Annotated in this window: 21 protein-coding genes; 7 read left to right on the top strand and 14 right to left on the bottom strand. The window is 65.0% G+C overall.

Annotated features, from left to right (window positions below):
• Nucleotides 1-430 precede the first annotated feature (430 nt).
• The 4 genes from ychF to ABGN05_RS03470 all read left to right on the top strand — a co-directional run bounded on the left by ychF (nucleotide 431) and on the right by ABGN05_RS03470 (nucleotide 4513).
• Nucleotides 431-1534 carry a redox-regulated ATPase YchF gene (ychF, locus tag ABGN05_RS03485; protein WP_367952593.1) on the top strand — a complete coding sequence of 368 codons (1104 nt, stop codon included), beginning with the start codon at nucleotides 431-433 and terminating at the stop codon, nucleotides 1532-1534.
• A 288-nt stretch (nucleotides 1535-1822) separates the two neighbouring features.
• Complete coding sequence (locus ABGN05_RS03480; protein WP_367952592.1) at nucleotides 1823-3406, top strand: peroxidase family protein; 1584 nt, start codon at nucleotides 1823-1825, stop codon at nucleotides 3404-3406.
• 175 nt (nucleotides 3407-3581) lie between these two features.
• Nucleotides 3582-4049, top strand: a complete 468-nt coding sequence (locus ABGN05_RS03475; protein ID WP_367952591.1) for a MaoC family dehydratase — start codon at nucleotides 3582-3584, stop codon at nucleotides 4047-4049.
• Nucleotides 4046-4513: a MaoC family dehydratase gene (locus tag ABGN05_RS03470; protein ID WP_367952590.1), complete on the top strand. Its 468-nt coding sequence runs from the start codon at nucleotides 4046-4048 to the stop codon at nucleotides 4511-4513. The genes ABGN05_RS03475 and ABGN05_RS03470 overlap by 4 nt, the downstream gene beginning before the upstream one ends.
• 77 nt (nucleotides 4514-4590) lie before the next feature.
• On the opposite strand, the gene ABGN05_RS03465 is transcribed toward ABGN05_RS03470, so the two are convergent.
• From ABGN05_RS03465 to ABGN05_RS03455, 3 genes are all read right to left on the bottom strand, one after another.
• Nucleotides 4591-5892, bottom strand: a complete 1302-nt coding sequence (locus ABGN05_RS03465) for a TRAP transporter large permease (RefSeq protein WP_367952589.1) — start codon at nucleotides 5890-5892, stop codon at nucleotides 4591-4593.
• Nucleotides 5892-6398, bottom strand: coding sequence for a TRAP transporter small permease (locus ABGN05_RS03460; protein ID WP_367952588.1), 507 nt, complete (start codon nucleotides 6396-6398; stop codon nucleotides 5892-5894). The genes ABGN05_RS03465 and ABGN05_RS03460 overlap by 1 nt, the downstream gene beginning before the upstream one ends.
• 105 nt (nucleotides 6399-6503) lie before the next feature.
• The gene (locus ABGN05_RS03455) at nucleotides 6504-7529 is read right to left on the bottom strand and encodes a TRAP transporter substrate-binding protein (RefSeq protein ID WP_367952587.1); all 1026 of its coding nucleotides are present in this window, start codon (nucleotides 7527-7529) and stop codon (nucleotides 6504-6506) included.
• Between the two features lie 143 nt (nucleotides 7530-7672).
• Here ABGN05_RS03455 and ABGN05_RS03450 point away from each other — a divergent pair, with 143 nt between their 5' ends.
• Together ABGN05_RS03450 and ABGN05_RS03445 are read left to right on the top strand one after the other, a co-directional pair.
• The gene (locus ABGN05_RS03450) at nucleotides 7673-8161 is read left to right on the top strand and encodes a MarR family winged helix-turn-helix transcriptional regulator (protein ID WP_367952586.1); all 489 of its coding nucleotides are present in this window, start codon (nucleotides 7673-7675) and stop codon (nucleotides 8159-8161) included.
• 95 nt (nucleotides 8162-8256) lie between these two features.
• Nucleotides 8257-9975 carry a thiamine pyrophosphate-requiring protein gene (locus ABGN05_RS03445; protein ID WP_367952585.1) on the top strand — a complete coding sequence of 573 codons (1719 nt, stop codon included), beginning with the start codon at nucleotides 8257-8259 and terminating at the stop codon, nucleotides 9973-9975.
• A gap of 4 nt (nucleotides 9976-9979) precedes the next feature.
• On the opposite strand, the gene ABGN05_RS03440 is transcribed toward ABGN05_RS03445, so the two are convergent.
• The 11 genes from ABGN05_RS03440 to ABGN05_RS03390 form a co-directional block, all read right to left on the bottom strand.
• Nucleotides 9980-11098 (bottom strand): alpha-hydroxy-acid oxidizing protein, encoded by a 1119-nt coding sequence (locus ABGN05_RS03440; RefSeq protein ID WP_367952584.1) that lies wholly within the window; start codon nucleotides 11096-11098, stop codon nucleotides 9980-9982.
• 151 nt (nucleotides 11099-11249) lie between these two features.
• Nucleotides 11250-13151, bottom strand: coding sequence for an acyltransferase family protein (locus ABGN05_RS03435; RefSeq protein WP_367952583.1), 1902 nt, complete (start codon nucleotides 13149-13151; stop codon nucleotides 11250-11252).
• Nucleotides 13152-13279: 128 nt separating this feature from the next.
• Nucleotides 13280-14203, bottom strand: coding sequence for a carbohydrate kinase family protein (locus tag ABGN05_RS03430; RefSeq protein WP_367952582.1), 924 nt, complete (start codon nucleotides 14201-14203; stop codon nucleotides 13280-13282).
• A 27-nt stretch (nucleotides 14204-14230) separates the two neighbouring features.
• Nucleotides 14231-15724, bottom strand: coding sequence for a mannitol dehydrogenase family protein (locus ABGN05_RS03425; RefSeq protein ID WP_367952581.1), 1494 nt, complete (start codon nucleotides 15722-15724; stop codon nucleotides 14231-14233).
• Nucleotides 15724-16497 (bottom strand): L-iditol 2-dehydrogenase, encoded by a 774-nt coding sequence (locus ABGN05_RS03420; RefSeq protein ID WP_367952580.1) that lies wholly within the window; start codon nucleotides 16495-16497, stop codon nucleotides 15724-15726. The genes ABGN05_RS03425 and ABGN05_RS03420 overlap by 1 nt, the downstream gene beginning before the upstream one ends.
• Nucleotides 16494-17489, bottom strand: coding sequence for an ABC transporter ATP-binding protein (locus ABGN05_RS03415; RefSeq protein WP_367952579.1), 996 nt, complete (start codon nucleotides 17487-17489; stop codon nucleotides 16494-16496). Before ABGN05_RS03415 ends, ABGN05_RS03420 begins: the two co-directional genes overlap by 4 nt.
• 9 nt (nucleotides 17490-17498) lie before the next feature.
• Complete coding sequence (locus tag ABGN05_RS03410) at nucleotides 17499-18329, bottom strand: carbohydrate ABC transporter permease (RefSeq protein WP_367952578.1); 831 nt, start codon at nucleotides 18327-18329, stop codon at nucleotides 17499-17501.
• Between the two features lie 2 nt (nucleotides 18330-18331).
• A complete protein-coding gene (locus tag ABGN05_RS03405; protein ID WP_367952577.1) occupies nucleotides 18332-19204 on the bottom strand; it encodes a carbohydrate ABC transporter permease in 873 nt (290 codons plus the stop codon).
• Between the two features lie 79 nt (nucleotides 19205-19283).
• Nucleotides 19284-20600 carry an ABC transporter substrate-binding protein gene (locus ABGN05_RS03400; RefSeq protein WP_367952576.1) on the bottom strand — a complete coding sequence of 439 codons (1317 nt, stop codon included), beginning with the start codon at nucleotides 20598-20600 and terminating at the stop codon, nucleotides 19284-19286.
• Nucleotides 20601-20767: 167 nt separating this feature from the next.
• The gene (locus tag ABGN05_RS03395; protein ID WP_367952575.1) at nucleotides 20768-21724 is read right to left on the bottom strand and encodes a sugar-binding transcriptional regulator; all 957 of its coding nucleotides are present in this window, start codon (nucleotides 21722-21724) and stop codon (nucleotides 20768-20770) included.
• Nucleotides 21721-22449: an HAD family hydrolase gene (locus ABGN05_RS03390; RefSeq protein ID WP_367952574.1), complete on the bottom strand. Its 729-nt coding sequence runs from the start codon at nucleotides 22447-22449 to the stop codon at nucleotides 21721-21723. Before ABGN05_RS03390 ends, ABGN05_RS03395 begins: the two co-directional genes overlap by 4 nt.
• A 587-nt stretch (nucleotides 22450-23036) precedes the next feature.
• On the opposite strand from ABGN05_RS03390, the gene ABGN05_RS03385 reads away from it, so the two are divergent.
• On the top strand, nucleotides 23037-23732 hold the full coding sequence (locus tag ABGN05_RS03385) for a GntR family transcriptional regulator (RefSeq protein ID WP_367952573.1): 696 nt from the start codon (nucleotides 23037-23039) through the stop codon (nucleotides 23730-23732).
• The last annotated feature ends 9 nt before the right edge of the window (nucleotides 23733-23741 follow it).

Genomic DNA, 23741 nt, shown 5'->3' with positions numbered 1-23741 from the left:
CTATGTCGTATCATCCTTCTCCAACGATAAAGAGCTACGTCATCACGTTATTATTAGTACTTATCGTCGTCACAACTTGTGAAATCTTCATATTTTCTGTCTCGAAGCTCCTACGCCACATGTGCCGGTGAAATGCACTCCGACGCGGGATAAAATCAACTACCCGATCTAAGAGGTGTCGTCGACAGATCGGCGCCCTTCGGCACCACCCCATCTCTCTCGAAATCACGGCTGCCGCGCGACTCATACGACTGCGGACCAGCTATCAGTGGTGGGATTGCCTGCTGCTCGCCTCAGCGATCGACCTGCGCTGCGAATGCTTCCTTTCCGAAGACCTGAGCGACGGTCATGCCATTCCCGGGTTGACGGTCATGAGCCCATTCCGGCATAGCCCTCCACACATCCCGCTCCACTAGGAAATACCAAGACCATGGGCTTCAAATGCGGCATCGTTGGCCTGCCCAACGTTGGCAAATCGACCTTGTTCAACGCGCTGACCAGGACGGCGGCGGCGCAGGCGGCGAACTATCCGTTCTGCACGATCGAGCCGAACACCGGCGAGGTGGCGGTTCCCGACCCGCGGCTTAAGGCGATCGCGGCCGTTGCGAAATCCAAGGAGATCATCCCGACGCGGATTTCCTTCGTCGACATCGCCGGCCTCGTGCGCGGCGCCTCCAAGGGCGAGGGCCTGGGCAACCAGTTCCTGGCCAACATCCGCGAGGTCGACGCGATCGTGCATGTGCTGCGCTGCTTCGAGGACGACGACATCACCCATGTCGAGGGGCGCATCGACCCCGTCGCCGACGCCGAGACGGTCGAGACGGAACTGATGCTCGCCGACCTCGACAGCCTGGAGCGGCGCATCGTCCAGTTCCGCAAGCGCGCGAGCGGCAAGGAGAAGGAGGCTATGACGGTGCTTTCCGTGATGGAGCGCGCACTGGAACTCCTGCAGGACGGCAAGCCGGTGCGCGTCATGCTGAAGGGCATCGCGGCGGAGGATCTTCGTATCCTGCAGGGGCTCAACCTGTTGACCGCGCATCCGGTGCTCTACGTCTGCAATGTCGCCGAGGGAGACGCGGCGACGGGCAACGAGCACACGCGTGCCGTCGAGAAGATGGCCGAAGCGCAAGGCGCGCGCACGGTCGTGATCTCCGCGGCAATCGAGGCGGAGGTTGCGCAGCTGCCCGACGAAGAGGCGCGCGAGTTTCTCGAATCCATGGGGCTGGAGGAGCCCGGCCTCGACCGCCTCATCCGCGAGGGTTACGCGCTGCTCGACCTCATCACCTATTTCACCGCCGGGCCGAAGGAGACGCGTGCCTGGACGGTCGAAAAAGGCTCAAAGGCGCCACAGGCCGCCGGGGTGATCCACACCGACTTCGAGCGCGGCTTCATCCGCGCGCAAACCATCGCCTATGACGATTATGTCTCTCTGGGCGGCGAAGTGGCGGCCAAGGAAGCTGGCAAGGCGCGCGACGAAGGCAAGGAGTACGTCGTTCAGGACGGCGACGTGATGCTCTTCAAGTTCAACACCTGAGCGTCTCCGCCTCGTTCCAACTCATCCGCTCTGACGTGTGAAGTCGCGCACAGACGTGTGCCGCGGCGTTCGCTATCGCTCGCCAAGGGTGAGCCCCGCCACCGGTACGACAAGTCGGACGGTGCCGTGGGTTGCCTCGACCGGATTTCGCTCACATCACGGCAAGGGGAACAGGCGGGGAGCACTGTGCCCGCGAACGGCGCTGTCCGGGAACTGCTGACCGCGGGATGCCGCGGAAAAGGGGCCTCACGCACCCGCCGCAAACCGGCGGCAGCAAGGAGTTTCTCCATGCCTCAGACCCTCGAAGACGTCAAGAAAGCGACCGAACCCAAGCACATTCCCAAGTCGCTGATGCAGATACTGACCGCCGCCTCCAACACGGTGAAGGTCAGCCACGGCCACGGAAAGGCCGGACGCCAGCCGAACCGGGCCCTGCTCGACACGCTGTCGGGAAACCGGGACCCCGGCATGTTCGGCAGGATGTTCCCGAAGCTCGCGCCGCTCGACATCCCGGATGCCAAGCTTCAGGCACTGGCGGACGCCATGCTCGAAGCAGGTGCAGCCGACGCTTCCGGGGACAACCCCAACATTCCGGCCGGCTTCACCTTCCTCGGCCAGTTCATCGACCACGACATCACGCTCGACCTCACCTCGCTTGCCGAGAAGCAGAAGGACCCGCTCGGCATCGAGAATTTTCGCACGCCGGCGCTCGATCTCGACTGCGTCTACGGGCTTGGCCCGGACGGCAGCCCGCATCTCTATGCACGCAGATCCTCCTCCGACCGCAAGCATGGCCCGAAGCTCCTGATCGGCCGGAACTTCGATTCCGGGGAAGGCGCGTTCCGTAACGACCTGCCGCGCAGCCCCGAGGGTTTCGCGCTCATCGGGGATCATCGCAACGACGAGAACCTCCTGGTCGCGCAGACGCACCTGCTCTTCCTGAAGTTCCACAACGCGGTCTGCGACTGGCTGGCCGGTTCCGCCAATCCGCCGCCCGACGTGTTTTCCGAGGCACGGCGGCTGACGTCATGGCACTTCCAGTGGATCGTGCTGCACGACTGGGTGGAGCGGCTTACCGAGCCGGGCATCGTCGCGAAGATCCTGCATGACGGTCGAAAGTTCTATCGCTTCCGCAAGACGCCCTTCATGCCGATCGAGTTTTCCGCCGCCGCCTATCGGCTCGGCCACTCGATGGTGCGACAGTTCTACAACGTCAACCGCGTGGCCGGCCCGACCGACTTCAAGACGCTTTTCGAGTACAGCGGCCTTTCGGGCGGCATCGTGGGCGATCTCGCGCCGACCCCGCCTCTGGACCCGCCCGCAACCGCCTACGCGAGCGTCCCGAGCAAGATGATCCTCGACTGGCGTCGCTTCTACGACCTCGACCTGCCGCCCCAGGCGGGCGTCGCCACGGCCGCGTCGCGCCGGCTCGACCCGTTCCTGGCGAAGGAACTGCACATGCTGCCGGACGGCACGAGTCTTCCCTTCCGCAACCTGAAGCGCGGCGTCAATCTGGGCCTCCCGTCCGGCCAGGACATCGCCGCGGCGATGAAGGTCAAGAATCCGCTGACGCAGGACGAAATCGCCTCCGGCTCCGATGGAGCGGTGGCGAAGGCGCAGGGCCTGCACAAGGCCACGCCGCTCTGGTACTATATCCTGAAGGAAGCGCATGTCCGACACGCCGGGCTTCGGCTCGGACCGGTTGGCTCCACGATCATCGCGGAGGTGTTCGTCGGGCTCGTGCATGGCGACCAGCAATCCTATCTCTGGCAGCGCAAGAACTGGAAACCCGAACTCCCGTCCAGGACGGCGGGGGAGTTCACGATGGCGGACCTGATCCGCTTCGTCGACGACGTCAATCCGCTCGGATGATGTCCGGATCGCCCGCCGCCCGGGCGGGCGATCTTTTTCATGCCCCGTTGCTTCCGAATGTCTACGGCGATCAAATTCCGCCGCCTCCGCGACAGGGTGATCAATGACCTCCAAGGTGCTTGCGCCCTCTCTTCAAAACGGCCAGAAACCGTTCGGCTTTGAACAGGTGCAGGCGATGACGGACAAGAAGTGGGCCTACGAGGATTTCGAGGTCGGGCGCTCGATCGATTTCGGGCCCCGCACCGTGGAAGCGGACGAGATGATCGAGTTCGCCGCCGAGTTCGATCCCCAGCCGATGCATCTAGACGAGGCAGCCGGAAAGGAGAGCCTGCTCGGCGGGCTCGCCGCCTCCGGCCTCTTCACCACGTCGATCTTCATGCGCATGATGTGCGACGCCTACATCCTGGATTCGACATCTCAGGGTTCTCCCGGCGTTGACTACGTGAACTTCCGCCGCCCCCTGATGGCCGGCGATACGGTCAGGGGACGAACCACCGTCCTGTCCAAGCGGATCTCGTCATCGAAACCGGGGCTCGGCTTCATCTCGGTCAAGCACGAACTCTTCAACCAGCATGGCGACCTGGTGTGCGACATGGCCAATTCCGGCATGTTCCTGCTGCGCGAACCCGGAGCGGCGGCATGAGCATCGACAGGAGACTCGGCATCGGCGAGACCGTGACGCTCGGCAGCCACACCTTCGGCGCGGAGGAGATCAAGGCTTTCGCGCGCAAATACGATCCCCAGCGCTTCCACGTCGACGAGGAGGAAGCCAGGAACAGCGTGTTCAAGGCGCTCTGCGCCTCGGGCTGGCACACGATCTCGATGTGGATGAAATACAACGCGGCGACCTTCGCCGCGACCGTGGAGCGCTCGAAGGAATTCGGCGATCCGGTCGAGTTCGGCCCCGCCGCCGGCCTGCGCGAGCTGAAATGGCTGAAACCGGTCTACGCCGGCGACACCATCACCTTCACCCGCACCCCGCAGTCGCACCGGGCTCTTGCCAGCCGCCCGGGCTGGCGCATGCTTACGACCCGCAACGAGGCCTTCAACCAGCATGGGGAACAGGTGATGTCCTTCGTCACCATGGTCCTGATGAAGGTCGGCTGAAGCGCCCGGCGCCTTAGAAACTCGCCAAACCTCGCCTCAGGACGTGTCGGCCGGCCGCTACGCGCAAGGCGTTTGCGTCACTGCATCGTATTGGGCAGCCACATGACGACCCAGGGGAATGCGATGAGCAGCCCGAGGCGGATGATGTCGGTCGCCACGAACGGCAGCACGCCGCGATAGATGGTGGGCAGGCTGACGTCCCTCGCGAGCGTATTGATGACGAAGACGTTCATGCCGATCGGCGGCGTGATGAGGCCGAGTTCGACGGTCATGACGATGATGACGCCGAACCAGATCGGGTCGAAGCCGAGCGCCAGGACGACCGGATAGAGGATCGGGATCATCAGGATGATCATGGCCATTGCGTCCAGAACGCAGCCGAGCACGAGCATGAATGCCAGGATGAGCAGAAGGGTCGGATAGGCGCCGAGTTCCAGACCCAGCAGAAAGTTGGTGACCTTCTGCGGCGTCTGGGTGATCGTCAGGAAATAGCCGAACAGGATCGCCCCGATCAGGATCATGAAGATGCCCGCGGTGACCTGGATGCTTTCGAGTAGGCTCTGGAACAGTTTCCGCCAGCCCATCCTGCCTCGCACGACGCTGATGATGATGGCGCCCGCGGCACCCATTCCGGCCGCCTCCGACGGCGTGAACATGCCGCCGTAGATGCCGCCGATCACGAAGACGAACAGAAGCAGGATCGCCCACACTCCGCGCAGGGCGGCGAAGCGTTCGCTCCATCCAGCCCTCTCGTGCGCCGGGATGCCGCCGCCGGAAAACGCCACGTAGAGGCGGACGGTGGCGAGATACATCAGGAGCGCCAGGATACCGGGGATGAGCCCCGCAATGAACAACCGGCCGATGTCCTGTTCGGTCATCACCCCGTAGATCGCGAGCACGATCGAAGGCGGGATCAGGACGCCCAGCGTGCCCCCGCCGGCGATCGAGCCGGTCGCGAGCGTATCCGGATAGCCGTAGCGCTTCATCTCCGGGAGCGCGACCTTCGCCATGGTCGCCGCCGTCGCGACCGAGGACCCGCAGATGGCCGAAAATCCGCCGCAGGCGACGATCGTCGCCATGGCGAGACCGCCGCGACGGTGGCCAAGGAAGGCATTCGCCGCGCGATAGAGTTCCGCGCTCATGCCCGATGCGGAGGCCACCGCGCCCATGAGGATGAACATCGGTACCAGCCCGAGCGAATAGTCCGTGACGGTGCGGATCGGCGACAGCGAGAGCAGGTTCAAGGCCGGCGTCCAGGAACTCAGGAGTCCGAAGCCCCCTATCCCGACGATACCCATCGCGACGCCGATAGGAACCCGAAGCAGGAGGAGAAGGAAGAGGACGACGAAACCGCCGACCGCGATGATGTCGTTGGCCATCATCGCTCCAGGCCCTGCGCCGGCTCGCGGAAGGTCGCTATCGCGCGAAGGATCCGGGCGACGAGCACCAGGAAGCAGAACGCAATGCCGAGCCACGCCACCGCGTTGAACGGCCAGACCGGGATCGCGAGCTCGAAGGTCGTGAGGCCGGAATCGCGCACCTTGTCGACCTGCCGGTACAGCATCCAGGCGAGCGCACCGATGAAGCCCGCAAAGACGATGTCGGCGAAGATGTCGAGGATCTTCCGGACGGTCCGCGGCATGACCTGCCACAAGAGGTCGACCTGGATGTGCTCGTTGCGCCAGGCCGCCGCCGCGATGCCCCAGAATATCGCCACGCCCAGCAACAGCCGGCTGACGTCGAAGGAACCGGGGAACGGCAGGTTGAAGACGTAGCGCAGGAGAACGGCGGTGAATGTCAGCGCCGTGATGATCGCCAGGAAGATCGCGGCTGCCGCGTCCACGACGGCAGACACCCTGCTGATGACCCGCTCGAAACCGCCCATTTCCCGATCCGGCCTTGATGTGACGAAAGGAACCTCACCTGCGCGTCGCGCGCGAGATCCATGAAGGAGGGCGTGCGCCGGTCCGGCCGGCGCACGTCACGGTTCTCAGTAGGCGGCGTCGCGGCCTTCAAGTTCCGAAATCAGGCCGTCCATCGCTGCTTTGGCATCGACGCCGGCGGCGGTGACCTTCTCGGCCCACTGGTCGCGCAGCGGCTGTGCCGCCTCGCGCCAGGCGGCGACGTCTTCCTCGGAGGGCACGATCAGCTCGTGTCCTTCCATCGCGGCGATCTTTTCACGGCCGCTGTCCTCGTTATCGGCCCAGCCGGAGGCGACCCGCTCGGCCCACTCGCTGTTGCAGTGGTCGTCGATCACCTTCTGCTGGCTCTCCGACATCGATGCGAACTTGTCCTTGTTCATCACCCAGGCGAAAGTCGTCGCGTAGAGCGGCATGTCGAGGTGATAGTTAACCGCCTTGTCGATGCCGAAGATGAGGATCGAGTTCCAAGGGAACGTGATGGCGTCCGCCACGCCCCTCTCCAGCGCATCGCGCGATTCGGGCGCGGAGACCTGCGCGTTCTGGCCGCCGAGCAGCGTCACGAAACTCGCCATTGTGGCGTGCGCAGGACGCACCTTCATGCCCTCGACGTCGCCCGGCACCTTGATCGGCTGCTTGGAGTGGAACGTGCCCGGCGAGTGGAAGTGCACGAGGCAGACCTTCACGTCGGCCATCTCCTGCGCGGAATACTGCCGGTACCAGGCGTCGAGGCCCGCCGATCCGCCCTTGGCATTGCTGATCAGGAACGGCAGTTCGCCCGCCGCGATGACCGGGAACCGGCCGGGCTGGTAGCCGGGATTGATGAAGGCGATGTCGGCGATGCCGTCGCGGGCCATGTCGTAGTGGTCCGCCGCCTGGCCGAGCTGCTGGGCGGGATAGATGGTGACGTTGATCGAGCCGCCCGAAGCTTCCTTGACCGATTCCGCCCATTCCGTCATGCCGTGGACCTGCAGCGGGTGCTGCGGCGGCACCCAGTGGGCCAGGCGCAGTTCGACCGCTGCATCCTGAGCCAGTGCCGATCCCGACAGGAGCGCGAATGCCGCGACCGTCGTGGCGAGAGTGCGATTGCGAAACATGTCTATTCCTCCCTTTGAGATATGCGAACCGCCGCTTGACGCATCTTGCCAGGCGCCGACCTCCGGGGGGAGCCTATGTCCGCAGGCTGCCCCGCGCAAGATGATAGTTTGGCTCCAAACTGCATTTGGCCTATGATCCGCGGATGAAGGACGTCGCAAACCAGAAATCGGACGGGGATTCCCTGGCCGGCGGATCCGCCCGACAGGTGCGCCTGGGCGACCTCGAGACCTATATCGGCTATCATCTGAGGCTGGCGCAGAACGCATCCTTCCGCGCCTTCCAGCGCAAATCCGGTCGTGCCGACCTGCGGCCCGGCTGGTATGCCGTGCTGAGCCTGATCGGCGACAATCCGGGCATCACGCCCATGGCGCTGAGCCGGGCGGCCGGGCGCGACAAGTCCACGCTGACGCCCGTCCTGCGCGACCTGACCCGGCACGACTACGTCGCCTCGACGCCGCATCCGGGCGACCGTCGCAGCTATGGGCTCAGCCTGACCGATCTTGGCCGTGAGCGCCTGTCGGAACTGGCGGACCATGCCGCCGCGCACGACCGGGTCCTCGACAACATCGTGGGGGAGGAGAAGGAGAGGCTGATCGCGCTGTTGCGGCGCATCACCGAGGAACTCGCCTGAGCGACCCTTGCGCAGCAGACGGGATGATGTTTGATTCCAAACTAGATTGAAGGATATGGCGCCCCACGACTGAGGGCGCGCAATCGGAGGAAAAGATGCTCGACAGGTCGGCAGGCATCGACGGCAGCACCGAGGTGACGGCGGGAGCCGCCCTGTTCACCCGGCTAAAGGCACTCGGTGTCGACTACGTTTTCTGCAATTCGGGCACCGACTTCCCGCCCATCATCGAGGGTCTCGCCGAGGCTGCCGCCAAGGACGTCGCATTGCCCGAGGCGGTGGTCATCCCGCACGAGCATGCAGCCTTGGGGATGGCACATGGCTACTACCTAGCCACGGGCGCGGCGCAGGCGGTGATCCTGCACACGAACGTCGGCCTGTCCAACGGCTCCACCGGCGCGATCAACGCGGCGACAGACCAGATACCGATGATCCTGATGTCGGGACGCACGCCGGTGATGGAAAAGGGCCGCTTCGGCGCCCGCACGGTGCCGATCGGCTGGGGCCAGGAAATGCGCGACCAGACGGCCCTGGTGCGCGAAGCCTGCAAGTGGGACTACGAGCTGCGCTTTCCCGAGCAGATCGGGCCGCTTCTCGACCGCGCGCACGCCATCGCCAACTCCACCCCGAAGGCCCCGGTCTACCTCAGCCTTCCGCGCGAGGTGCTGTGCGAGAGCGTGTCGTCCGACGGCCTCCTGGCTCCGCCCTCGATGCGGCCAGTAACGAGTTCGGCCGATGCGGCCGACATCGAGAAGACCGCCCGCCTGCTGGCCGAGGCTAGGTCGCCGCTCATCATCGCCCAGCGCGGCGCAGGATCGGAAGCCGGGTTTGCGGCACTATCGAAGCTCGCGGAAGACTGGTCGATCCCGGTCTGCCAGTGGTGGGCGGTCGCCACCGCAATCGCCACGGACCATCCCTGCTATGTCGGCGCCGATCCCCTGCCCTGGATCGGGGAGGCCGACGTGATCCTCGTGATCGACAGCCTCGCGCCCTGGTGGCCCGACATGCACGTGCCTGGCACGGACACAACGGTCGTGCATCTCGGCCCCGACCCGCTCTTCGCGCGCTTTCCGGTGCGCACCTTCCGGTCCGACCTGTCGATCGGGTGCGAGACCGGCGAAGGCATCGTCCGGCTGGAACAGGCCATGCGCGAGCGACTCTCCCGCCAGGTCGGCGCACGCATGCGCCGCCGCAAGCTGCTGGAAACCCGGGTTCCCGCCATTCGCGCGAAGACCGCGGACGCGGCGGCTGCCAGCCACCCGATGACCAAGGCCTTCGTGTCGAAATGCCTGTCGGACGCGATCGCCGGAAAGGATGCGACGGTGCTTTCCGAACTCGGCTGCCCGCTCGACCCGATCGTGCTGAAGCGCCACGGATCATGGCATCAGGAGCCGCATTCGGGCGGGCTGGGATGGTCCTTCCCCTGTGCGCTGGGCATGCAGCTTGCCGACCGCGACAAGCTGATCGTCGCCACGATGGGCGACGGCTCCTACATGTTTGCCAATCCGGTCGCCTGCCATCAGATCGCAGAGGCAATGGAACTCCCGATCCTGGTGCTGGTACTGAACAACACGGAATGGGCGGCGGTGCGCCATTCGGTGGCGGGCCTCTATCCAAACGGCTACGCCGCGCGCGCCAACAGGATGCCCCTCACTTCGCTTCAGCCGAGCCCGGATTTCGTGAAGGTCGCCGAAGCAAGCCGCGCCTGGGCGGTGAAGGTGGACACGGCCGAGGAGCTGCTGCGGGCGCTGGAGGACGCCATCCGCCACATCCGCGAGAAGCGAAGCCTGGCGTTCGTGGAGGTGACGATCGGCTGAAACTTCAGGCGAGGAATTCGCCCGACAGGTTTTCCGCGCGGGGGCAGCCGATCAGCGCGAGCGTGTTGTCCATCTCGGCCTCGAGGATGCGGATGACCTCGTCGACGCCGGCCTCCCCCCGCGCGGCGAGGCCATAGAGCGGCGCGCGGCCGAGCAGCACCGCGTTCGCGCCGCGCGCCAGCGCCTTGACCACGTCCGCGCCCCTGCGGAAACCCCCGTCGACCAGCACCGCCTTGCCCTCGGGCGCACGGACGGAAGCAAGCACGTCGACCGGCGCCGGCGTGTCGTCCACCTGGCGCCCGCCATGGTTGGAAATCACCACGCCGTCCGCCCCGCAGGCGAAGCAGCGTGCCGCGTCCTCCGCCCGCATGATGCCCTTCACCAGAAGTCTGTGCGGCCACCGCTCCCGCAGCGCGGCGAGGTCGTCCCACGAGAAGCTCGCATCCATCTGGCGCAGCATGAGCAGCGCCTGCGACGAAGCGTCCTTCGCCTCGGCGCTGACGAGATTTCCGAACTGCGGCAGACCATGCCTCACCTGGGCGAGCGACCATGCCGGCCGCACCGCGCAGCCCGCAAAGAAGCGCGGGGTCATCCTGAACGGTATCCCGAAGCCGTTGCGCACGTCGCGCTCCCGGCGGCCGCTGACGGCGACGTCCACGGTCAGCACCAGCGTGCGGAAGCCGGCATCCAGCGCGCGCCTGGTCAGGCTGTCGGCGAGTTCCCGGTTGAGCACGTAGAGCTGGAACCACTTCTCTCCATCCGACGCGCGCGCGACCTCCTCGATCGAACTGGTCGAAGCGGTGGACAGGACGAAGGGCACCCCGGCGCGGGCCGCAGCCCGCGCGAGCATGAGGTCGGCGCCGGGACGCACCGAACCGCTGAGGCCGGTCGGACCGATCACCAGGGGCAGCGGCAGACGGCGGTCGAAGAACGGCACGGAGAGATCGCGGCGGCTGACTTCGGCCAGCGCATGCGGCGAGAGCAGTATTCGCTCGAACGCTGCCCGGTTGCGCGCCACGCCGCGTTCGTCGCCCGCGCCGCCCTCGACATAGTCGAACACGGCGCGCGGCAGCCGCCGCGCGGCGATCCGCCGATAATCTTCAACGCTGACCGGCCTGCCCATGCTGCTCCTCGACGTTTCGTGCCCGAGATGAACAACAGTTGCGAGCGCCGATCAACAGGACATGAGGCTCTTCCGCCCGCGATGGCTGCGCGATGCGGATTTCGCGTAAGCAGCACACGATGGCGTGGATGAACCCGAATGATTGACGGGCCTAGTGCAGCGCGCTGGATGCGAGATTGGATGACGTGGTCGGTAGAGGCAACTTCATCTTTTGCAGTGCATAGGTGGCGCCGGATGTGGTGAAGTGGCCGTAATCCCATTGCAGGGGAGCACCCTCCGGCGTCAGCACCTGGCACTTCTTTCGCGGGCACACGGCATCGAGGACGGAGACCAGTGTTGCCGAAGTGCCCGAAAGCGCCCGTTCGACGGCTCTCTGGGTCTTCGCCTTCGCCTCGTACCGACGCGATTCCCGCATCAGATCGCGCCCGGTCATTTTCGACTTGGCCAGAAGTCTCGCGAGTTCGTGCCGATACTCGATCGTTGGACCGAGCACGATGACCTTGGCAACGTGTCGCTTAAGGGCTTTCACCGACTTCCTGAGCTTCTTGATGCCATGGTTGTTCCATCGCGCCGATACGATCACGGCATCGAAATCCATTCCTGGAACGTACTTTTGGAAGACATCGTTCATGAGGTTCGTGCAGCGTTTCGACCCGACGGGTTTAATCGTCGGCTGGCAGCCGGATGCCGTGGCCTGAGCGAAATTGATGCCGGGGTAGAGTTGACGAAGCGATGCGACGTAGTGGTTTGCGTGGCTGTCGCCGATGACCAGGACGTTCGGTTTGTCCGCTGTTATGGCCAGACACCTGTCGGACTCGAAGGACAATCCCTCGCGAGCGCTTTCGCTCGTGATGAAGCACGCAGGATCGCGCCGGTTTGGGGTATCGAAGTCGAGGAACGATGCGTAGTACCGCACATCGGGATCCAGTCGCGACGGGATACCCGCCATGGCCACGATGCCATAGCCGCAGACGGCCACGACGGCCGCCGCGGAGAGCCCCGCCGGAATCGTCACATGATGGCCGAAACGCCGCCTCCTGATCGGGTTTTCGACTGCGTAGAGTGATATCGTCGCGAGCAAGATCGAGAGCAGTATGAGGGCGACCTTCTCGTAGGTTCCCGGCATGTCGCCGATGCCGTACAGCCGGTAGAGAACCAGGATCGGCCAATGCCACAAGTAGAGCGAGAAGCTGATCAACCCTATGAAGACCATCGGGCGAAGCGACAGAGCGCGCGCCACCATCGTCCGCTGCGCGGTCGGCCATATCAGCAGCGCGGCGCCAACGCAGGGATAGAGGGCGTTGAGACCGGGAAACGGTGACCTGGAGGTAAGTGCGAATACGCCATACGCGATGAGCGCAAGACCCAGCACGGCGAGCGCTTCCGCCGCGAGGCGATGGCGGATCGCCGGCACGAACACCAGGAGCGCGCCGATCGCGAGTTCCCACGCCCGCGTATGCAGCATGTAGAACGCTACCTGCTGGTTCCGCTCCACGATCAGGATCGATGCTCCAAGGCTGACCGCGATGATGAGCGCGAGCGTCGCCACCACCGCCGTCCGCGACCCGCTTGAAAACCGGAACACCAACAACAGGAGCAGCGGCCAGACGAAATAGAACTGTTCCTCGACCGCCAGCGACCATGTGTGAAGCAGGGGCATCAGGTCGGCGGCGCTGTCGAAATAGCCCCCGGTGTTCCAGAGGAAGAAGAAGTTGGCAAAGCCGAATGATGCGTAGACCGCACTCTCCCCGAAGCCTGCGAAATCCTTGGGAAGCAGAACGAAGTAGCCGACGATGCCTGTGCCGATGATCGCAAGGAGCGTGGCCGGCAGGATGCGTCTGAAGCGGCGATCGTAAAACGCGAGGATCGAAAACCGATCCTGTTCCATCTCGCGGTAGATGATGGAGGTGATCAGGTAGCCCGAGATGACGAAGAAGACATCAACTCCGACAAAGCCGCCAGTGAAGCGTCCGAGACCGTAGTGGTAGAAGATGACGGACAGGACGGATACCGTGCGCAGCCCATCTATGTCGGGCCGATAATCAGGTCTCATTCGCTTTTCCCGGCAAACGCAAGTCGCCCCGCCCCTAGCATGCAAACCCAGCCTGGGGCAATTCGGTGGCCGGCGGTCCGGCAAGGCAGGGATGTCTCAGGGAGCAGGTCGCACGGGAATTTGCCGCCCTACGCGATTTCGCTTCGCCAGGGGGGATTGGCGCCCGCACGCGACACAGTGACGCCTGCCGCCCTGTTGGCGAATTCGATCGCGGTTCGGACCTGCACATCGGACAGATCTGCGATCCGGGCTTTCGACAGCAGGCCGGCTTCGTGGAGCGCCGCCAGGATGCCGGCATTGAACGTATCGCCGGCGCCGATCGTGTCGACGATTTCGACCTTGCACGGCGGCACGCGCACATGCCCGTTTCTCGTGTAGGCCACCGCATCGTCGCCGCCGCCCGTGACGAGGACAAGGCGCGGACCGAGCTCCAGCCAGGAGCGAGCGACCGCGTCGGCATCCGTACCTTCGCCGAACCAGGTAAGATCCTCGTGCGAGAGCTTGACGATGTCGGCCATGGCGAGCATGCGGCGCATGCGCCCGAGATGGGCGTGCCTGTCGGTGATGAAGGCTGCGCGTATGTTGGGATCGAACATCATGACGCGCGCGGTGTGCTCCCGCTGCATCAGCGCCTCGTAGGCGCTGCCGCAGGGTTCGGAGACGAGGCTGATGCCGCCGAAGAGCATGGCCTCAACGTCAGGACCGATGTCCGGCAGGTCGCCGGGCGCGATCATCCGGCCGGCGGTGTTCTCGTCGTAGAATGTGTACCGCGCCTGCCCCGCCTCGAGTTCCACGAAGGCGAGCGTCGTCGGGCGCGCGGAGCGCAGGCAGAGCCGTGTGTCGACCTTCGAACCCGCCAGCGCCGCTTCCAGCGTGCGGCCGAAGAGGTCCGTCGACAGGCCGGAGAAGAAACCCGCCGGCGCACCGAGCCGCCCGAGCGCGATGGCCGTGTTGAAGACGGCTCCGCCCGGCGCGGGCAGGTAACCGGTCCCTTCCTGCCCCAGCGCGCGCGGCAGCATGTCGATCAGCGCCTCGCCGCAGCACAGGATCATCCGTCTTTTCTCCCTCCCCGATGCCGTTCAGGCGGGGGAATCGCCACGAATATAGCGTTCCACAACCGGGGAGACGCCATCCCGCCAGAGGGCCGTCAGCGCAGCGGCAAACGGCGCCGCGAACGCGTCCCGGCTGGCAAGCGGCCCGAACACCCGCGACATCCGCAGCCAGGCGGAGGGATCGGTCTTCGCCTCCCGCGCTCGGCTCTTCAGCTCTTCGGCCATTGGATCGTCGATTTCGATCGTCTTCCCGTTCTCGTCTATCGCCGCACAATAGCGGCACCAGAGCGCGACCTCCAGGGCCAGCCCTTCGACCGAGCGTCCGTCGCGCAGCCTGTCGGCGATCGTGGGCAGGATGAACTTTGGCTGCCGGTTGGACCCGTCGAGGCAGAGCCGCGCGACGGTGTCGCCGACTTCCGGGTTCGAGAAGCGCTCGACGATCTTGCGGTAGTAGGCCTCAAGATCCTCACCCGGGGGAGTAGGCACCGTGGGGATGATCTCCTCGTGCTCCAAGCGGTCGAGGAAGCCGGCGACGAGCGGGTGGCGCATGGCATCGTGGACGTAGCGGATGCCCAGCAGTCCCGAGACGTAGGCGATGGCCGCATGGCCGCCGTTGAGGATACGCAGCTTCATCAGTTCGTAGGGCGCGACGTCGGCGACGAACTGGACCCCGACCTCCTCCAGCGCGGGACGTCCCTGCGGAAAATGGTCCTCCAGCACCCACTGCCGGAACGGTTCGCACACGACCGGCGCGGCGTCGTCGATGCCGAAGCGGTCGCGCACCAGCACGATCTCGCGCGGACCGGTAGCCGGCGTGATACAATCGACCATGCCGCTCGGAAAGGCGACGTCGCTCGCGATCCAGTCCTCCATTCCCGGGCGCATGCTGCGCGCCAGCCCGATCACCGCCTGGCGGGTGATGTGGCCGTTTTCCGGCAGGTTGTCGCAGGACATCACCGTGAAGGGCGGCAGGTTCGCCTCGCGCCGGCGGGCCAGCGCGGCGATGATGGCGCCGAACACGGTCTTCGGATTTTCGCGGTCGCCCAGATCGGCGAGGATGTCGGGATGGGAGGCGTCGAAACCGCCGGTCCCGGCATCGATGAAGTAGCCGCCCTCGGTCACGGTGAGCGACACGATGCGGATCTCCGGGCGAGCCATCGCGGCGATGAGCGCCTCCGGCTGTACCGGCACGAAGTCGATCATCGAGCCGCAGATGCGCGCCGAGAGTCCGGCGGGGTCGAGCTCGACGACGGTGGTCAGCCAGTCCTGGGCCGACAGCCTGTCGCGCATGGAGGTATCGGAAGGCCGGACGCCGCCGCCGACGATCGCCCAGTCGCGATTGCTGCCCTTCTCGAACAGCCGGTGCATGTACATGGCCTGGTGCGCGCGGTGGAAGTTGCCCACGCCGACGTGAAGTATGCCGGGCGACAGGTCGGAGCGCCTGTAGGTCGGGCGTTCCACACCGACCGGGAGGTGCGACAGCGCCGAGAGGCGAAGCTGGACAGGGGGCGGATTGGACATCAGCTCATCCAGTTCCCGCCGTCGACATTGTAGGTCTGGGCGACGATGTAGTCGGCTTCCGCGCTGGCGAGGAAGATCGCCATGCCGGTCAGGTCCTGGGCCGTCCCCATCCGTCCGTAGGGGACGGCAGCGGCGACCTGCGTCTTCTTTTCGCCCGGGCGCAGGCATTCATGGCGGGCGAAGAGCGCATCGACGCCGTCCCAGTGTTCGCCATCGACGACGCCCGGCGCGATCGCGTTGACGTTGATGCCATGTTTGATGAGGTCGAGGCCGGCCGACTGAGTCAGGCTGATGACCGCCGCCTTGGTGGCGCAGTAGACCGCCACCAGCGCTTCGCCGCGCCGTCCGGCCTGGCTCGCCATGTTGATGATCTTTCCGCCCTTGCCGCGCGCGACCATGGAGCGGGCGGCGGCCTGGAGGGTGAACAATGTGCCGGCGACGTTGACGGCGAAGAGGCGGTCGTAGCTCTCGCGCGTGATTTCCACGACCGGGGCGAGGTCGAACAGCGCGGCGTTGTTGACGAGGATGTCGATGCCGCCGCGACGCTCCTCGACGGCACGGACCGCGGCCTCGATCGAGGTCTGGTCGGTCACGTCCAGTCGCACGGCATGGGCCCCCTGCCCGATCGCCGCGGCGGCTTCCTCCGCCCCCCCGAGGTTGATGTCGCCGATCGCCACCGTGGCGCCCTCGCGGGCGTAGGCTTCGGCGAAGGCCCTGCCGATGCCGCGCGCGGCGCCGGTGATCAGCGCCGACTTTCCTTCCAGTCGTCTCAAAGCGCGAGGCCCTTGTCGTCGAAGCGATGGAGCCGGTCCTGCGCCGGCGTGAGGTAGACGGTGTCGCCGTGATGCAGGTCGACCTCCCCGTCGGTCCTGACCGTCACGGTGCCATGGTCGATGCGGACATGGAGGAAGGTGTCTGAGCCGAGATGCTCCGATACGCCCACCGTCCCCTTCCAGGTGCCCTCGGTGCGAGAGATCGTCAGGTGCTCGGGCCGGATGCCGATCGTATGCGCGCCGTGCTTCTTCGCCTCCGCGCCCTCGACGAAGTTCATCCGCGGCGAGCCGATGAAGCCGGCGACGAAGAGATTGCGCGGGCTGCGGTAGAGGTCCAGCGGCGAGCCGACCTGCTCGATGTATCCGGCGCGCAGCACCACGATCTTGTCGGCCATGGTCATGGCCTCCACCTGGTCGTGGGTGACGTAGATCATCGTCGTCTTCAGCCGCTCGTGCAGTTCGCTGATCTCCAGCCGCATGCCGACGCGCAGGGCGGCGTCCAGGTTGGAGAGAGGTTCGTCGAAGAGGAAGGCTTCGGGCTCGCGCACGATGGCGCGGCCGATGGCGACGCGCTGGCGCTGACCGCCGGAAAGCTGGCCTGGCCGCCGCTCCAGATAGTCTGTCAGGTTCAGGACCTTGGCGGCGGCCTCCACCTTGCGATCCTGCTCGGCCTTGTCTATGCCGGCCATGCGCAGCGGGAAGGCGATGTTGCGCCTGACCGACATGTGCGGATAGAGCGCGTAGGACTGGAACACCATGGCGAGCCTGCGCTTGGCCGGCGGCGTGCTCGTCGCGTCCTGGCCGTCGATCTCGATGACGCCGCTGCTGACGTCCTCCAGCCCGGCGATCAGGCGCAGCAGGGTCGATTTCCCGCAGCCGGACGGCCCGACGAAGACGACGAATTCTCCGTCGTTGATCTCCAGGTCGAGCGGCGGGATCACCTTGGTGGTCCCGAAGCTCTTGGTCACCTGCTTCAGCACGATGCTGCCCATGGTCTCCCCCTATTTCACCGCGCCGAAGGTCAGGCCGCGCACGAGTTGCTTCTGACTGAACCAGCCGAGGATCAGGATCGGCGCGATCGCCATGGTCGAGGCGGCCGAAAGCTTGGCGTAGAAGAGCCCCTCGGGGCTGGAATAGCTTGCGATGAAGGCCGTCAGCGGCGCGGATTTGGCCGCCGTCAGGTTCAGCGTCCAGAAGGCCTCGTTCCAGGCCAGGATGATGTTGAGGAGCAGCGTCGAGGCGATGCCGGGAATGGCCATCGGCGTCAGCACGTAGAGGATTTCAGACGACAGCGTCGCCCCGTCCATGCGCGCCGCCTCCAGGATCTCGCCGGGGATCTCCTTGAAATAGGTGTAGAGCATCCAGATGATGATCGGCAGGTTGATCAGCATCAGCACCACGACGAGGCCGACGCGCGAATCGAGCAGGTTGGTGTCCCGAAATATGAGGTAGATCGGGATCAGCACGCCGACCGGCGGCAGCATCTTGGTCGAGAGCATCCACATCAGGACGTCCTTCGTCCGCTTGCCAGGCACGAAGGCCATGGCCCAGGCCGCCGGGATCGCGATGATCAGGCCAATGACGGTCGAGCCGACCGACAGGATCACCGAATTCCAGAAATGGCGGAAATAGTCGGAGCGCTCCTGCACGGTGGTGTAGTTTTCCAGCGTCCAGTCGAACAGGAGGAACGAGGGCGGCGTGGCGACAGCCTCGGCCTCGGTCTTGAAGCTGGTGAGCACGGTCCACAGGATCGGAAAGAAGATGAGAAGGCCGATGGCCCAGGCCACCACGGTCGTGGCGGCGATACGGCGGGTGGAAGCTGCGCGGGCCATGGTCAGGCGTCCAGATTCTTGCCGATCATCCGCATCAGGAAGATCGCAACGATGTTGGCGAGGATCACGGCCACGATGCCGCCGGCCGAGCCGCCGCCGACGTCGAACTGCAGCAGGGACTGCGCGTAGACGAGGTAGGTTATGTTGGTGGAGGCGTAGCCCGGACCGCCATTGGTGGTCACCAGGATCTCGGCGAAGACGGACAGGATGAAGATAGTCTGGATCAGGATCACCACCGTGATCGCCCGCGCCAGATGCGGCAGCATGATCCATATGAACCGGCTGCCGAAGCCGGCGCCGTCCATTTCGGCCGCCTCCAGCTGTTCCTGATCCAGCGACTGGAAGGCGGTCAGGAGGATGAGGGTCGCGAAGGGCAGCCACTGCCAGGCGACGATCAGGATGATCGAGAAAAGCGGCGCATGAGCGAGGAAATCGAAGGGTTCGAGCCCGACGACCTTCGCCATCCAGGCAAAGAGACCGTTCACCGGGTTCATGAACATGTTCTTCCAGACCAGCGCCGAAACCGTCGGCATGACGAAGAACGGCGCGATCACGAGGATGCGCACGATGCCCTGCCCCCAGAAAGGCTGGTCGAGCAGGAGGGCGAGCGCGACACCACCGATGGTGGTGATCAGAAGCACCCCGCCCACCAAGAGGAGCGTGTTGGTGAGCGCCGCGAAGAAGGCGGGGTCGGTGAGGAAGAAGCGGTAGTTGAGGAAGCCGATGAATTCCTCGGTTCCCGGCATCAGGAGATTGTAGCGCAGGAACGAGAAGTAGATCGTCATCGACAGCGGCACCACCATCCAGCCGAGCAGCAGGATGACGGCAGGCGCGATCATGAGCCTGGCGGCGGCGCGGGAATGAGCGGTGGCCATCTGAGCAACCCCGTGGGCGGATGGGATCGGCGGACGGAGGCCGGCCTCGCTGGGAGGCCGGCCCCGCCGGGAGGAGCCGCTACTTGGGGTAGCCGGCTTTCTGCATCTCGCGATCGGTGAGCTGCTGGGCACTCTGCAGTGCCTGGTCGGCGCTGACCTGTCCGGCGAGTGCGGCCGAGAACTGCTGCCCGACCGAGGTTCCGATGCCCTGGAACTCGGGGATCGCGACGAACTGGCCGCCCGTGTAGGGGATGTCCTGCACGGAGGATTTTTGCGTGTTCGCGGCGTTCATCGAGTTCAGCGTCATCTCGGCGAAGGGCGCGGCCTTCTGGTACTCCGGGTTCTCATAGAGCGAAGTGCGCGTTCCGGGAGGCGCCGAGCGCCAGCCCTGTGCCGCGGCGACCAGTTCGGTGTAGCCCTTGCCCGTCGCCCAGGCGACGAACTTCTTGGCGGCTTCGGCCGAATCGGTCGACGCCGGCACCGCGAGGCTCCACGCCCACAGCCAGTTGCCGCGGTTGTCCATGCCTTCCTTGGCCGGGAACTGGGCGAAGCCGACCTTGTCGGCCACGGTGGAGTCCTTCGGGTCGGTCACGAAGGAGGCCGCGACCGTCGCGTCGATCCACATGCCGCACTTGCCCTGCTGGAACAGCGACAGGTTCTCGTTGAAGCCGTTCGAGGAGGCGCCGGGAGGGCCGTACTCATTCATCATGGTGAGATAGTCGTCGAGCGCCGACTTCCACTCGGGGCTGTCGAACTGCGGCTTCCAGTCCATGTCGAACCAGCGGGCGCCGTAGCTGTTGGCCATGGCGGTGATGAAGGCCATGTTCTCGCCCCAGCCGGGCTTGCCGCGCAGGCAGATGCCGTAGACCTCGCCGGACTTGTCGGTCATGGCCTTGGCGGCGGCCATGATGTCGCCCCAGGTCGGCTGGGCCGGGATCGTCACGCCCGCCTTCTCGGCGAGGTCGGTACGGTACATCACCATGGCGGATTCGCCGTAGAACGGCGCGGCATAGAGCGTGCCGTCGATGGAGAGCGCATCGCGCACCGCCGGCAGGAGATCATCGACGTCGTAACCTTCCGGCATGTCGTCCAACGGCAGGAGCCAGTCCTGCTTGGCCCAAATCGGCACTTCATAGGTGCCGATGGTCATCACGTCGAACTGGCCGCCCTTCGTCGCGATGTCCTGGGTGACCCGCTGGCGCAGCACGTTCTCCTCGAGCGTGACCCATTCGAGCTCGATGCCCGGATTGTTCTTCGTGAAATCGTCGGTGAGACCCTGCATGCGGATCATGTCGCCATTGTTGACGGTCGCGATCGTGAGGGTCTCGGAAAGGGCGGCGGTCGAGACGAGCGACAGCGCCGACGCGCCCAGAAGGGCGCGGGTAAGATAGTGCATGATTTCCTCCCAAGGATCGTAAGGCGAGCAATTGCTATGCTTACGGGCAAATATTCACACCCGTGCCGCATCGTGTCAAGCGCCTGATGAGGCCATCGCACGCATATCGCCTGGAAAAACGAAATTATCCCTGTAAAATCAGGATATTATACATACTGAAATTTTGCCTACGCCTTGAGCAAAAGCTCGGCCGTGTGCTCGTTCGAGATCAGGTGGTTGATCAGGCCGCCCTTCATGGCGCCGCGGATGGCGGCGACCTTCTGTTCGCCCGCGGCTATTCCGTACACGGGATTGGCCTGGTTGGCCCTGAGCGGAGCGCTGTTGACCTGGTCGTTGACGAGCCCTTCGATGACCTTTCCCCGCGCGTCGTAGACCCAGCTGGTGATCTCGCCGACCGCGCCGGCCCGGGTGAAGGCGCGGATGTCCTCGCGGGTCAGGAAGCCATCGATCAGGAGCGGCGCGTTCATGTCCATGTTGCCGATGCCGACGAAGGTGACGTCCGCCTGGCGGATCAGTTCGAGGATGTTGTGGACCGGTTCCTGGCTGTGCAGGATGCGCTTCTCCTCAGCCGAGCGGGCGTAGACGGGAAGCGGCATGGGATAGTGCCGCGCGTTGACCCTGTCGGCCATGCGGATGACGACGTTGTAGGCTGTCGCCGCCCCGTCCGACATCATGTTGCCGAGCAGAGAGACGATGCGGTGCTGCGGGCAGTCCATCGGCGAAAGCTGTTCCACGCAGGCGCGCAGCGCCCGGCCCGTCCCGATGGCGATGATCTTCGGGTGCTTCGACTTCAGATGCCGTTCCATCTCCGCCGCGCCGGCCTGGGCGAGGCCCACGATGGAGGACGGCGCGTCGGGATCGCTGGGCACGATCTCGCTGCCCTGCAGGCCGTATTCCTCCTTGAGGCGATGGCTGAGTTCCATGCAGTGGGCAATTGGATGATCGAGCCGCACCTTGACCAGCCGCTCGCTCACGGCCAGCGAAACCAGGCGCTGCGCGGACTGGCGCGAGACGCCGAGCTTGCGGGCGATCTCGTCCTGGGTGTTGCCCGCGACGTAGTAGAGCCACCCGGCGCGCGCCGCGTCGTCCAGCCGGTTGCTCTCCGTATCCGCTTTCGCGCTCATGATCCCGAAGATCCCCACTCACCCCGGCCAAGTCCAGGGGCCATCTGGAAGAACTGGTCCCACTTGTCAAAGGTGGTGATGCCATCGAATGCCGGATCGCCATGGAAAAGCGTTGGCTGGAAGTGGCTGCCGCCGGCAAAGCACCACACCTCCATCCCGGCCGCCCTGGCGGCGGCGATGCCGGCGAGAGAATCCTCGATGACCAGGCATCGGTCCGGCGTGACGCCCATGGAGCGGGCGGCCAGCAGGAAGAGATCCGGCGCCGGCTTGCCGTGCTCGACCTGCGACGCGGTGAAGACGCGGTCTCCGAAGAAGGACGCGAGGGCCGAGATTTCGAGCGAGCGCCTGACCCGCGCCGGGCTGCTGCTGGTGGCCGCGCAGAAGGGCACCGCCAGGCCTCCGAGCACCCTCTCCACGCCAGGCATCGTCTTCAGTTCTGTCTCGTAGGCCTTCAGGAGCTCGGACCGGTAGTTGCCTTCGAAGTCCGTGGTGAGGTCGAGCCCGTGCGTCTGTCGAATCTCGGCAGCCACCTTGGACCAGGACCGCCCGAGGAAATGTCTCTGCACGTGTGCAAAATCGACGTTCACGCCGACGAGGCCGAGCTGCCTGATCAACGTGCGCGCGCTGATCACCTCGCTGTCGATCAGGACGCCGTCGCAATCGAAAATCACGAGTTCGCAGCCGACTTGCAGTCCCGCCGAATGCGATGCCGTGGCTGAAAACAAGATCCCTCTCCGATAAGCGTGGAACAAGGCTTGGCGCGCAGGTGCGGTCAAATCCGCACCCGTCTCAACATTGGGGATGCGCTTTCAATCGCAAGACCTCGCCACGTGCCTTGCACCGGTTCCGAACGGTGCCGAATGCGGGTAGCAACCCTGGACGAATGAGAGAGCCGCCCGCCACGCAGCCACGATACCACTCCGTTTGTGCGGTATGAACGACGGTCTTCCCTTCCGAATATCGTGGTGCGACTGCGGGACCCGGGTTCGCTTCCCCCGCTGGCACTCCCGGAACAGCGCCTCAAGCGGAAACGGTTGCCTGAACGGCTTCCACATTTTCGGCACCCTGTCAAAACTGCCGCCAGATCCTGTCCACCCGCAGGGGCGCACTCCGGATCGGGGGATTGTTGAATCCGATAGTTGGACGAAAAGCGCCGCCGGTCATAAACCGGTCGAGCGCGAATACTCGACGCCGCGCGGTCTCGCTGATAACGAGTGATGTTCATCAACGGCGTGTCGGAACGAATGGTCACGGTCATAGGCAGACCCGCCGTCGGCTAACCCGCGCATGAACAGAGTCACGGGCTGGAACAATGGCCACGGTACGGCAGAAGGTGGTCGTCGATCGCCTTCGAGACATGATCATCAATGGCGCCTTCAAGGAAGGCGAGCATATGCAGGAGATGCCGCTCGCGCGGCTGCTAGGCGTTTCGCGCACCCCGATCCGCGAAGCGCTCGTGATCCTGGGGCACGAAGGATTGCTTCGATACCGCCCGAACCGCGGCTATGTCGTGCGCGGCTTCAAACTGAACGAGGTCATCGATGCCTTTCTCGTGCGGGAGACGCTGGAAGGGCTGGCGTGCCGGATCGTGGCCGAACGGCGGATGGATGCCGACCTCGAGGCCGAACTCACCGAGGCACTGCTGGACGGGGACCAGATGCTGGCCCAGGCTTCAACCGGCGAATACCTCCGGCGACCATGGGCGAAGATGAACGCGCGGTTTCATCGCGCGATCCTCTATGCAACGCAGAATGCCGCACTGATCGACGCGACCGAGCGCGTTCTGACGTTTCCCTTCTCGTCGACGCTGACGATACCGTGGTTCGACAAGGGCGACACCGCGAGCTACGAGATGCTGCAGAATTCGCATCGCGAGCATCACGTGATCTTCGAGGCTCTGAAGGCGCACCATCCTTATCGCGCGGAAGCCGCCATGAAGGAACATGTCGCGCGCGCGATCGTGTCCATCCAGAAGCTCGTCTCGCTGCCCGGGATTTTTACGGGCTGACGGGACGGC

The sequence above is a fragment of the Aquibium pacificum genome (assembly GCF_040839445.1).
In the GTDB taxonomy this organism is placed as follows: Bacteria; Pseudomonadota; Alphaproteobacteria; order Rhizobiales; family Rhizobiaceae; genus Aquibium; species Aquibium pacificus.
Note: the sequence above shows the minus strand (reverse complement) of the source record. Positions and strands in the feature narration are given on the sequence as shown.

Bases quoted from the DNA above. Each gene is read 5' to 3' on its own strand.
- ABGN05_RS03400 (WP_367952576.1), bottom strand. From the start codon at position 20,600: ATGCACTATCTTACCCGCGCCCTTCTGGGCGCGTCGGCGCTGTCGCTC.
- ABGN05_RS03455 (WP_367952587.1), bottom strand. From the start codon at position 7,529: ATGTTTCGCAATCGCACTCTCGCCACGACGGTCGCGGCATTCGCGCTC.
- ABGN05_RS03460 (WP_367952588.1), bottom strand. From the start codon at position 6,398: ATGGGCGGTTTCGAGCGGGTCATCAGCAGGGTGTCTGCCGTCGTGGAC.
- ABGN05_RS03425 (WP_367952581.1), bottom strand. From the start codon at position 15,724: ATGTCCAATCCGCCCCCTGTCCAGCTTCGCCTCTCGGCGCTGTCGCAC.
- ABGN05_RS03395 (WP_367952575.1), bottom strand. From the start codon at position 21,724: ATGAGCGCGAAAGCGGATACGGAGAGCAACCGGCTGGACGACGCGGCG.
- ABGN05_RS03480 (WP_367952592.1), top strand. From the start codon at position 1,823: ATGCCTCAGACCCTCGAAGACGTCAAGAAAGCGACCGAACCCAAGCAC.
- ABGN05_RS03465 (WP_367952589.1), bottom strand. From the start codon at position 5,892: ATGGCCAACGACATCATCGCGGTCGGCGGTTTCGTCGTCCTCTTCCTT.
- ABGN05_RS03385 (WP_367952573.1), top strand. From the start codon at position 23,037: ATGGCCACGGTACGGCAGAAGGTGGTCGTCGATCGCCTTCGAGACATG.
- ABGN05_RS03445 (WP_367952585.1), top strand. From the start codon at position 8,257: ATGCTCGACAGGTCGGCAGGCATCGACGGCAGCACCGAGGTGACGGCG.
- ABGN05_RS03430 (WP_367952582.1), bottom strand. From the start codon at position 14,203: ATGATCCTGTGCTGCGGCGAGGCGCTGATCGACATGCTGCCGCGCGCG.
- ABGN05_RS03415 (WP_367952579.1), bottom strand. From the start codon at position 17,489: ATGGGCAGCATCGTGCTGAAGCAGGTGACCAAGAGCTTCGGGACCACC.
- ABGN05_RS03405 (WP_367952577.1), bottom strand. From the start codon at position 19,204: ATGGCCACCGCTCATTCCCGCGCCGCCGCCAGGCTCATGATCGCGCCT.
- ABGN05_RS03435 (WP_367952583.1), bottom strand. From the start codon at position 13,151: ATGAGACCTGATTATCGGCCCGACATAGATGGGCTGCGCACGGTATCC.
- ABGN05_RS03475 (WP_367952591.1), top strand. From the start codon at position 3,582: ATGACGGACAAGAAGTGGGCCTACGAGGATTTCGAGGTCGGGCGCTCG.
- ABGN05_RS03410 (WP_367952578.1), bottom strand. From the start codon at position 18,329: ATGGCCCGCGCAGCTTCCACCCGCCGTATCGCCGCCACGACCGTGGTG.
- ABGN05_RS03470 (WP_367952590.1), top strand. From the start codon at position 4,046: ATGAGCATCGACAGGAGACTCGGCATCGGCGAGACCGTGACGCTCGGC.
- ABGN05_RS03440 (WP_367952584.1), bottom strand. From the start codon at position 11,098: ATGGGCAGGCCGGTCAGCGTTGAAGATTATCGGCGGATCGCCGCGCGG.
- ABGN05_RS03450 (WP_367952586.1), top strand. From the start codon at position 7,673: ATGAAGGACGTCGCAAACCAGAAATCGGACGGGGATTCCCTGGCCGGC.
- ychF (WP_367952593.1), top strand. From the start codon at position 431: ATGGGCTTCAAATGCGGCATCGTTGGCCTGCCCAACGTTGGCAAATCG.